Below are 2,267 nucleotides of genomic sequence, written 5' to 3'. Positions count from 1 at the left end.
CAGCACGCCGCCATCGGCAAGCGCGTGCATGTAGCTCAGCATCGCTTCGTGCGTGTAGGCATACTTCTCCGAGATGGCGAAGCCGCCCGGATTGGACAGGCCGACACTGTCGGCAAGGCTGAGGTCGATGACGTCGTAGCGCTCAGCGGTGTTGGCCAGGAACAGGCGCCCGTCATAGTCGATCACCTTGAGCCGCGGCTCGGCCAGGATGTCGCCGGTGACATCCCTGAGGATGGGGTCGCGGAACGCCCGCAAGGTCATCGGGTTGCTTTCGGCGACAGTCACCGAGGTCGAGCCGGCATCGAGCGCGGCCTGCGTGGAGATGCCGCCGCCGAACTGCACGACGAAGGTCTTGGGTCTAGCCTTGATGACATAGGGGTAGTGCATCGGCAGATAGCGGAAATAGACCTGCTCGGCCGGCGCCAGGTTGCGCATGATGCCTTCCGGCCCGTCGCCGTCGCGATACATGCCGACATAGGTGTTGGCGGGAACCTCGGGCATGCCGAAGGCGGCATTGTCGCTCAGGCCCGGCGCGAAATGCATGTAGGAGCTGGCATAGACCTGCAGGTCGCCGAACGGCGAGACGCTGCGGTAGATGCGCTTGCCGTCCGGGAAGTTGCGGGCATAGGCGACGCCCTTGTACTGCGACACGGCGATGTCGGGGATGCCGAGCAGGCCGGGCAGCATAAGGTAACCGGCGATCGACAGCGCTGCCACGACCACGCCGGCGACAACGCTCTTCCAGGCACCGAAGGCCAAGAACCACAGCAGCGAACCGGCGACCCACAACAGCAGCGGCACGACGATGATGGTTTCCGGCGCGAACAGATACATCGACACCAGAACGACGAGGCCTGCGAGCCCCGAGCCGGTGAGGTCGGCGAAATAGACGCGGCCAAAGGCCGTGCGGCTTTTCAGGAAGACGATACCGAGGAAGAACGCACCGGCCAGGAACGGCAGGAGGTAGAGCAGGAAATTGGCCAGCAGCCGCCATTTCTGCTCGGGGTCGGAGACCAGGAAGATGGCGTTGAACGGCACCGTCTGGGCGACGAGGTTGGAGGCGACGGCAAGCGGGCCGATCAGCAGCAGGGCGGCGGTTGCGGCCCCTTGCCAGTGCTTGTCGAACCAGTCCTTGCCGGCAAAGATGACGACGCTGGACAGCGAGAAGCCGAGCATGGCGAGGCTGACCACCAGCGAGCCGAAATGCGACCAGCTGCCGACGGCAAACACCCGCATGACCGATATCTGCAGCGCGATGATGGCGCCGGCGATCAGCCCGACCGCGAGATAGTGGGCGAGCCGCGGCGCCTCAAGCGAGGCGATACTTGGTCGAGAGGTCGATGCGACGGCTGCCATGAGGCCCTTTGATGCGGTGGTTCAGCTCAGCAGGTTCTGCAAAAGTGTCCCACGGTTTTGCGACAAGAACCTACGACAAACAAAGGCCGTCACGGCATAGCCAAATCAGCTGTTATGCGTCCCGACGATCTGGTCGCCTTCCATCTTGGTAAAGGGCACGAAAGGCACCACCTTGCCATTGTAGATGTCCGAGCGGACGATGTTGAACGTGCCGTCGGCAAGCTGCTGCTTGATCACCTTGAGCACATGCTGCGCGCCCGGCGGGCCGACCGGGATGACCATGACGCCATTGGGCTTGAGCTGCTGCAACAGAGACGGCGGGATATGGTCGATGCCGCAGGTGACGATGATCTTGTCGAACGGACCGACGCTTTCCCAGCCGTAATAGCCATCGGCATTCCGGCTGGTGACCGAGCCGAATACACTGTAGCCGCGCTCGATCAGCGCGTCATAGGTCCGGCGGGTGCGCTGTGCCAGCGGGTTGATGATCTCGATCGTGTGCACCTTGTCGGTGAGATTGGCCAGATAGGCCGACTGGTAGCCCGAGCCGGTGCCGATCTCGAGCACGGCTTCGCCGAACTGCACGTCGATGACCGTCGTCATGCGCCCGACCAGATGCGGACCGGAAATGGTCACGCCATAGCCGATATCGAGAAAGGCGTGATCATAGGCGCGCCCCAGATTCTGCGGCAGCACGAACTCTTCACGCGGTGTAGAAAGGAAGGCGCGCTTGTTGCGGTCGTCCAGCACGTCCTTGTTGTAGACCATGATCTGGAAGCGATCGAATCGCTCAGCCAGAAACTTCGGATCTTCGCCGCGATTGGCCACCATCCACTCGATGAACGCCTTCTTGTCGTTCACCGGCACCTCGGCGTTCCGATCGTAGGGCACTGGCAGGGCAGCCCTTACGG

Annotated in this window: 1 protein-coding gene and 1 pseudogene; both read right to left on the bottom strand. The window is 62.8% G+C overall.

The genetic code is table 11. From position 1 onward, the window contains the following. Positions 1 to 1,356 (bottom strand): annotated as a pseudogene (locus EN935_RS32010) (hypothetical protein); the annotation flags it as partial. Between the two features lie 105 nt (positions 1,357 to 1,461). Next, positions 1,462 to 2,267 (bottom strand): protein-L-isoaspartate O-methyltransferase (locus tag EN935_RS32005; protein WP_206534614.1); only part of this gene is annotated, 806 nt, incomplete at its 5' end.

The organism is Mesorhizobium sp. M7D.F.Ca.US.004.03.1.1 (assembly GCF_003998635.1).
Lineage (GTDB): Bacteria > Pseudomonadota > Alphaproteobacteria > Rhizobiales > Rhizobiaceae > Mesorhizobium > Mesorhizobium loti.
The sequence above is the reverse complement of the archived record's forward strand: the minus strand, read 5'-3'. Positions and strand labels throughout refer to the sequence as shown.